This is a genomic window from Nonomuraea sp. NPDC049152 (assembly GCF_040648355.1).
In the GTDB taxonomy this organism is placed as follows: Bacteria; Actinomycetota; Actinomycetes; order Streptosporangiales; family Streptosporangiaceae; genus Nonomuraea.
In genome coordinates this window covers 1-7,895 of sequence record NZ_JBEZDO010000072.1, presented here as the reverse complement: position 1 = coordinate 7,895, position 7,895 = coordinate 1, and the positions used below count along the sequence as shown (strand labels likewise).

6 protein-coding genes and 1 pseudogene are annotated in these 7,895 nt (G+C 71.9%); 4 read left to right on the top strand and 3 right to left on the bottom strand.

Annotated elements, in window-relative coordinates; all coding sequences use genetic code 11:
- The 3 genes and pseudogenes from AB0B45_RS51080 to AB0B45_RS51070 all read left to right on the top strand — a co-directional run.
- Nucleotides 1–483 (top strand): annotated as a pseudogene (locus AB0B45_RS51080) (hypothetical protein); the annotation flags it as partial.
- 15 nt (nucleotides 484–498) lie between these two features.
- On the top strand, nucleotides 499–1,146 hold the full coding sequence (locus AB0B45_RS51075; RefSeq protein WP_358146259.1) for a DsbA family oxidoreductase: 648 nt from the start codon (nucleotides 499–501) through the stop codon (nucleotides 1,144–1,146).
- Between the two features lie 52 nt (nucleotides 1,147–1,198).
- Complete coding sequence (locus AB0B45_RS51070; RefSeq protein ID WP_358146257.1) at nucleotides 1,199–1,642, top strand: hypothetical protein; 444 nt, start codon at nucleotides 1,199–1,201, stop codon at nucleotides 1,640–1,642.
- Between the two features lie 84 nt (nucleotides 1,643–1,726).
- Here the strand turns inward: AB0B45_RS51070 and AB0B45_RS51065 are convergent, their stop codons facing one another.
- The 3 genes from AB0B45_RS51065 to AB0B45_RS51055 all read right to left on the bottom strand — a co-directional run bounded on the left by AB0B45_RS51065 (nucleotide 1,727) and on the right by AB0B45_RS51055 (nucleotide 7,644).
- Complete coding sequence (locus tag AB0B45_RS51065; RefSeq protein ID WP_358146255.1) at nucleotides 1,727–6,586, bottom strand: DUF4132 domain-containing protein; 4,860 nt, start codon at nucleotides 6,584–6,586, stop codon at nucleotides 1,727–1,729.
- A 476-nt stretch (nucleotides 6,587–7,062) separates the two neighbouring features.
- Nucleotides 7,063–7,347: a hypothetical protein gene (locus AB0B45_RS51060; protein WP_358146253.1), complete on the bottom strand. Its 285-nt coding sequence runs from the start codon at nucleotides 7,345–7,347 to the stop codon at nucleotides 7,063–7,065.
- A gap of 90 nt (nucleotides 7,348–7,437) precedes the next feature.
- Nucleotides 7,438–7,644 carry a hypothetical protein gene (locus AB0B45_RS51055; protein WP_358146251.1) on the bottom strand — a complete coding sequence of 69 codons (207 nt, stop codon included), beginning with the start codon at nucleotides 7,642–7,644 and terminating at the stop codon, nucleotides 7,438–7,440.
- Nucleotides 7,645–7,693: 49 nt separating this feature from the next.
- Between AB0B45_RS51055 and AB0B45_RS51050 the strand changes: the two genes are divergently transcribed.
- Nucleotides 7,694–7,895, top strand: a 202-nt coding sequence (locus AB0B45_RS51050; RefSeq protein WP_358146249.1) for a hypothetical protein, incomplete at its 3' end; no start/stop codon positions are given.

The window sequence follows — 7,895 nt, the reverse complement described above, 5'->3', positions numbered from 1 at the left end:
CAGTTGCACTCGCGTCACGGAACAAGATCTACCGGTCCAGGCCTCACCACGAGGGCGAATCGACAGATTGATCACGACCCAATACGCGCCCTAGGAACCAACCTGGTCGTCGGCGCGGCGCCGCCCGAACGAGCCGGGGCAGCCTCGGCGATCTCCGAGACCGGCGCCGAACTCGGCGGCGCGCTCGGCATCGCCGTGCTCGGCAGCATCGCCACCGGCGTCTACGGCACCTACATGGTCGGCCACACCCCCGACGGCGTCCCCTCCAAGGCCGCCGAGACCGCCCGCGAGACGCTGCCCGCCGCACTCCAGGCCGCTCAAGGACTCCCCGACAGCCTCGCCGTCCCGTTGGCTCAGACCGCCCGGGATGCGTTCGCGCACAGCCTTCACGTCCATGCGCTCATCACGATCCCGCTGCTCATCGCGCTCGCCGTACTGACCCTGACCCTGCGGCCAGCCACCCCGCCCTCTGCCATCGACTGAAAGGACCATCCGCTCATGCCCGCCGAGGTCTACGTGGACGTCCTGTGCCCCTGGTGCTACATCGGCAAGAGACGACTGACCACCGCCATGGAAGGCCGAAACGACGTAAGCATCGTCTGGCGCAGCTTCGAACTCGACCCGGACGGAAGCCCCGTCCCCGGCCCGACCGCGGCACAGGTGATCGCCGGATACCAGAGCGACCCGGCCCGAGCCGCCGCCCGGGTGGCCCACATCCAAGCGCTCGGCGCGGCCGAGGGACTCGAACTCAACCTGCATCTGGCCCGGCCGGTCAACTCCTTCGACGCCCACCGCCTGATCCAGTTGGCCGCCACATGCGGCCGTGCCGACGCCATGCTGGAACGCCTCCTTCACGGCTATCACACCGAGGGCCGCAACATCGCCGACCCGGACGTGCTTCAGGTGCTCGGCGTCGAGGCCGGACTCGATCCTGCCGGCGTGGGCGACCTCCTGAGCGGTGACGCGTTCAGTGGTGAAGTCCGGGCCGACGAACGCCGCGCCATCCAAAGGGGAATCCGAGGCGTGCCAGCCCTCGTCATCGACGGGGTCCCGCCGTTCTCAGCTGTTCAAGACCCTGCCGCTCTGGCAAGCCTCCTCGCACAACCCGATGGCAGTGCCCGGCCGCTGGCACCTCCCCATCGCTGACCTGTCCCCGCTTCGAACGCGTCCATCAGCGCCAGCCCGAGCGGCCAGCCCAGTGGATCTGACCGACGCCCGCCAGCGAGCCGCTCACCCCGCAGCCAAGCCGCGCATCCTTCCCCCGACACCCGACCACAAGCCGGACGAACTGCCGAAGATCTGCCGACAGCAGACCATCACCCTGCACCCGAGCGATCTCGGCCACCTGGACAAGTTCCGTCGGGACCTGCCCTACCTCAGCCCCTCCTGGAATGGGACATATTCCTCCGCCAGGGCCAACACCGAAGGACTGAACGGCCGCTTGAAAGGCCAAGACCTCGACCTCAGCGACCCCAAGAACCGGCTCGCCCACGGCCGCGTCGCCCAGACCCTGCTGGTCGCGCTCACCGTCATGGTCGCCAACGACCACTTCCTCGACGCCTGGCGGCATACCCACCAGCCCGACCCCGCACCGGATGACACTGGCGCGCGAACGGGAACGGGCCACGCGGGAGCTGCATGACACACCTTGGTCGCGTTGCTCAGTGCGCAGCAGCCCCCCCAGACCACTGGATCGCCTGCCACCACCCGCACACCTCCGGGAACGTCACTCCAGCCGGGCCGCGGCCTCCAGTGGCTCGGACGAACAGAGGAAGCGTAGGTCCTCCATGACCAGGGCGACATCGGTGGCGCCGCCGCGGCGGAGGGCCGAGGCCAGCGCGTCCAGGTCGGACCAGCGGGACGGGCGGAGGTGGACGCGGTAGCCGTCTCCGGCGGGGTCCAGGGTGAGGGCTTCGCCGATGGCGAGCCTGCTCTCCGGGAGGTGGGCCGCGGTCGCTCCGGCGGCTCGTTCCAGGGCGGTGACCGAGGTGACCCCGGCGGCCATGGGCAGGGTCGTGTCCGGGCTGGTGACGTTTTCGTGCAGGTCACGCAGGCGGGCGGCGGCGGTCGTACGGGCGGGGTGGTCCTTGGGCAGGCGGTCGGCCAGGAGCCTCGCAGCGCGGGCGATGTGACCCAGCGGCGGTACGGACGGACGCTCGCCGAGCAGGGCGATCAGCGCCTCCAGGGCGTCCTCGGCGCCGGAGGCGAGGGTGACCCACTGCTCGGTGGTGAGCGGGGTGAGCCTCGGGTGGCGTTCCGACCAGTACGTGACCGCCCGGTCCAGGTCGGGGCCCATACGCCAGAGGTCGGTGGGGTCGTCGGGCATGAGCAGCTCGACGACTTCGACGGCCTCGTCGGTGGTGGTGAGCGCCTCGAGGGAGAGCGCGGCGATGCGCAGTTCGATCTCGGTCAGGTCGAGTTCGCGGGCGCGGGCGGCGTCGCCCTTGCGGAAGACGGCGACGCGGCCCCGCGCCCAGCCGTCCGGCCAGGAGAGCGTGCGGGCCGAGGTGGACAGCAGTATCAGGCACTGGGCCGGTGACAGGCCGGTGGCCTCGGCGAACGCCCGTACGGTCGCCTCCCGGTCCACGGGCGGCGGGCCGTTCTCGGCGATCAGGTCGAGCGCCCGCCGGAGCCGGTCCGGGTCGCCCCAGCCGCGGCAGGTCCGCAGCTCGACGGCGCGGTTGCGGGTGAACAGGAGCGGGTTGGGGCCGTCTGGGGTGTAGAGGAGCGCCGTGACCGCGTACCCGTGCCCCACCTGCTCGTAGTCGGCGACGGCGGCGGCCATGATGGGGCCGCTGCCCGAGCGGATCTGCCCGAGGCCGTACTCCGGGCGCAGCCGGGCGACGTGCCAGGTGCCGTCGGTACGGAGGAGTTCGGGGACGGCGGCCAGTTCCAGAAGTTGCGCGCGCCCGCCGCCGTTGCCCCACGCGGCCTCCAGGACGGCGGCGCCGAGGCGGCCCAGCGTGTTCTCGACCTCCTTGACGGCGGGGGCGTTGAATGTCGCGATCTTCTTGTCGTACGGCACATCGACGGCGGCACGGGTGAAGTGGACGATCCTCTCGTACGCGGACTCAGGCCCCGGATCGTCCGGCTCGGGGGACTTCTCGGACTGGACGGTGGGTGCCGCGGAGGCGGGCGCCGGGCGCAGGTGGAGCGGCGGGGTCAGCGCCAGGCGTTCCAGCAGGGCGAACGCGCGCTCGCGGCACTCGACGGCCGTCCACACCAGGAACGTGACGCCCTTCCAGAGCGACTCGTCGGTGATCTCCGACAGGAGCGGGCGGAGCCGTCCCGCCAGCTCGTCGCGGGCGGCGTCCTTCTCTGGGTACCCGCTCTCGGGGTCCAGCACCCGCATGAGGTCGGCGGCGAGCGCGGCGTCCGCGACGTCGATCAGGGCCTGCGCCTTCTTCTCGTCGACGGCGCGCAGCGCCCTGGATCCTTCGGGGTCGCGCGGCCGCATCGCCGACCACCGGCCGGGAGGCGCGACCAGGCGGGTCCCGGATGCGTAGCGGTGGTGCTCGACCGTGCTGATGTTCTCGGCACCGTCGTGCTCGGGCACCCTGCCCCAACCGCGGACGTAGCGGCCGATGGTGCGCCCGGCCGGGTCCCGCAGCTCGATGATCCGGCCCTGGCCGCGCCACACGGTGGCCTCGGCGCCACCGGGGAAGGCGACCCGTTCGCCGTCAGCCGGAACGACGCGGCGGGCGGCGGGATGCGCGCTGCCGTGCGGGCAGTGCGGGCCGCCGTGGTCCAGTACGGTCACCCGGCCGTTCACGGCGATCAGGCAGCGGTCGTAGAGGTCGCGCGCCTCGGTCCGTTCGTGGGACCGGCTGGAGACGTACTCGTACGTGCCGAAGCCGTGGGACGGGCCGACTCCATCCGGTGTGACGACGGAGGCGCGGAACTTGTGCTCCCAGAGCCGGCCGGACTCGATCAGGAGCAGGTCGGTGCCGCTCTCTTCCAGGTAGTCGGTGATGGTGTTGACGTGGCCGGGGACGAAGGCGGGCAACTCCAGTTCGTCGAGGACGCCGCCGCTCAGCGTGGTGGCGAGGGCGCGGGCCGGGTCCGTCCCGTTCGCGATCGTCCGGACGCTGTCCAGGAGAGGGCCGGGGACTCCGGCGATGGTGAACCGTTCGGCGTCGCACAGGGCGGCGTGCGCGTCCGGAAGCCCTTGATTTGGGACCCGCTCGGCATGCTCGGCCAGGATGGCGGCGACAATCTGCGCCGTTCCCGGTGTCGCGGTCAGGGCCCGTACGGTCTCGGGGGCGGTCTGGTTCGGGCCGGCGGGCTCGGTGACGTTGAGCTGGTTGGTCACGTTGCCCACGATCGCGTCGCGCAGCAGCGGAGCCCAGTCCGGGTCGGCGGCAACGGCGGCCAGGTCGGTGCCCGCTCCGGAGGCGAGCCGGTCGTACAGCTTGAACGTGTGCAGCAGCCGGGGCCGCGCGAGCGGGACGCCGCGGTCCAGGAGGAGATCGAGGAGCGGGAGGTCGGCGGCGGTCTCCTCCCAGCGGTTGACCTCGTCCTCGTCCACTCCCAGTACCGCCTCATGGTCGTCGCAGGTGAGGCCCTCCGCGCGCAGCCGCGTACCGGCGTCGTGCAGGAGGTCGCCGAGACCGGCGACGGGGAGTGCGAGCCCCGCGTACAGCTTCAGGAAGCGGCCGAGCCAGTCCTTCGCCGCCGCCCCCGCCAGCCCGGGGGACGTGGTGAACGGGGCGGTCAGGCCCGCGCCCGCGAGGTTGCCGAGGAGGAGGGACACTGCCGCGCTCTTCGCCTTGGGGATGTCCTTGACGGGCAGCGGCAGGATGCCGAGGAGCGCGCGGCCGATGCCCGCGTCCGCCCGTGCCATCGGGCCGAGCAACGGAAGGACGAACTTCCAGAGCGCCTGCGGTGCCGACTCCATGCAGCCGCTCTCCAGCAGGGCCCGTACGGCGCGTTCGTCCTCGGGCCCGCCGAGCGCGTGCCCGGCGGCCTTCGCCAGCGCCGCCCAGCCGTCGGCCAGGGCCAGCGCGCCGTCCGCGCCGTCCGGGACTTCCTCGCACCACTCGGTGAGCAGGCTGCGCTGCCAGCGGTACGCGCCGGGGGCGGGATGGCGGGCGGCGAGCCGCTTGCCGTGCTTCTTGAGCGTGGTCGTTCCGGCGGCGTCCGGTCCCGCGGCGAGGTGCGCCGCGACGAGCGCGGCCTCGTCGACCGGCAGCGCGTGCGCGTCCTCGGCGGCGCGGGCCTTCTCGAAGCAGGCGGCGGCGAAGCGGGCGCTGCCCGCAACGGCCAGGATCCGCGCGCACTCCTCGTAGAACGGCGGCAGCAGCTCGGGCGCGTGCGTCTCCAGGTCGTCGCCGGTACGGGTGAGCGCGGTGCGCGCGAGGCCGGGCTTGCGGGCGGCCAGGCCGCGGGCGGCCCGCAGGTCGGTGTGCGCGGCCAGGATGCGGGCGCGGTGCGCCGGGTACCGGTGCAGGGCGGACGCGAGGAAGCCGAGCGGGCCCGCGTGCACGGTGCCGACGCCGGTCTCCGCCACCGGGTCCAGGTCGTACAGCGACTTCTCGGCCTTGTCGCCGTCGACGGCCGCGCGCCGGACGAGTTCGACGACCGGCTCGTCCAGGACGGAGTGCTCGTAGCGGACGGCGACGCACGTGTCCTCGTCGGAGCCGGCGGGCGTGCCCGGCAGCACCGCCCCGGCGCGCAGCAGCACGTCGCGCGTCGGGCCGGTGATGCCGGAGGGCGCCACGGTGCCGGGCTCGCCTTGGTGGGCGTCGCAGTAGTGGGAGTACGCCTCGGCTGCCTCCACCACCGGCTCCGTCTCGTCCACGGTGCGGTCCGCGTACAGAGCCATGAGAATGCGGACGCCCTCGGACCAGGCGATGTCGCCGATCTCCCGGCCACCCGCGGTGAAGCTCAGCCACGCCATGTAGGCCGGGCTCATCGGCCCGCTCCAGTCCAGGTCGATCTCGATGCCGAGCGGCTCGGGCGCGTGCACGGTGAACCGCGCCCTGTCCCCCTTGATGCGCCCGCCCAGCTCGTGCACGCGGCGCTCGAACGCGGCGCCGCTCTCATAGCGGGCGTCCATGTATCCGAAGGTGTCGACCACGTCGAACGTACGGTCCATGCTCGCGGGACGCGTCCACACCTCGCGGCGTACCTGCTCAACAACCTGCGTGAGGTTCCGTCCCCGCCAGATGGGCAGATCGTCGCCGAGCAGCAGCGGGTGCGGGATCGCGAAGGCGTCTACGCCCGTCCACGCGCCCTCGCGCAGGAGCGCGCAGCGGCCGAGGTCGGGCGCGCCGTCGACGATCGGGGCGATGACCAGGTCGGTGAGCGTCTCGCGCCACACCGGGTCGTCCCATACGGCCGCGAACACCGCGGCCGGGACGGGCAGCGACCGCACCATCCAGGACTCGACCCGGTCGTGCACCGCCCGCGCGTGCTCGCCGAGCCGGTCGCAGAGGGCGGCGAGCCGTGCCGCGGTCGGATCCTTCCTGACGTTGGCGGGCACCTTGGCCAGCACGCGGCCCGCGGCCGTCCGGCAGGCGAGCACCGGCCGCCGCGTCCCCTCGACGGTGAGCTCGTGGCCCGTTGCGATCCCGATCCATCCCATGGCACGCCATTCTTGATCATCCCTAGGACATTCGGCGGGAAACGGATGATTTACCCGCAGTGACGGGGGCCGCCGGTAGGGCGTGGGAAATATCGATCTTGTCTTTGTCATCGCGGGCGCCGACGCGCTGCTCGCGGTAGCCCTCCCCGGCGTTCGGCCGGAGTACAGCGGACATAGACCGCGCCAAGGTTGGGGTTGAGGAACCTGCGGACAGCCATTGGCGGTGAGATGGATCTTGCGAGGTGAGGAGTGTCCGACCGGCGGGGCTTCGCGTGTTGCCGAGGTGGTCGGCAGGGGCGGCCGCTGCTGATGATCTGCCTCGCCTGGTCCCGCAGTACGGCCATGTCTATCTCGTCCCAACCGTCCATGGTCTCCGTACTGGCGGGGTCGTCTATTCAATTGTCGCGAGTTGTCGTTCCCATGGGGCCTGATGGAGACGTTCCGTGTTCCCCCGGCGCGTAGCGGCTGACCTGCGTTTAGCCCCGTCTCATGGCCAGGAGTTCGCGTCCGCGCTCCGGCGTGATCAGGTGGGCGGCCCTGGGGTCGGCCAGCAGGGCGATCGACGCGAGATGGTCCTCATGCAGCGGCCGCCAGTGGACGAGGGCGTCGCGCAGGCGCGGCCAGGCGTCCTCACCGGCGTCGAGAGCGGCGTGCGCGGCCACGTCGAACTCCGGGAAGCCGAGGACGAACCACCTTGACCTGCGACGATAACCGACCATCATCACGGCGCCGGGAAGAGCGCGCTGATGGCCTTCACTCACTGCTGGGCCGTAGATGGCCCGGTGGGGTGGGTCGGTGACGATCAGCAGGAACTGGTCAGCCAGCTCGCCAGGTGGTTCGGCTGAGACCCGTCACGTCAGGAGGGTGCGCCAGCGGTTGGCTGACTCCATGATGTCCAGGCTGACGCGTTCCAGGTACGCCGCTGTCTTGGCCAGCCGTTGCCCCACGGGGCTGTCGAGCCCGTACGTCTCGGCCGCCGCCATCGTGGCCCGCGCCGTCTGGAGCGTCTGCCGCTCGCTGATCATGATCGCGTGGTACCAGGCGTCGTCGTCGATCACGTAGATGTCGCGACGCCGCTGCGGATCGCGCTCGCGACGGACGGTCGCGATGAAGGGCTTGGTGGTGCTGCCCAGCCGGAACCGCCCGTTCGTCGGCGGCTTCGCGCTCGTGCCCAGTCTTGCGCTGCCCGACGCTGCCGACCCACTCGCCCCCCTCACCGACGACTTCAGAGCCACCGCCGGGGCCATGGACCTGAGCGACCTACGGATCACCACCATGTCCTTTCCCGCGCTGAGATCGGAGCGCACCC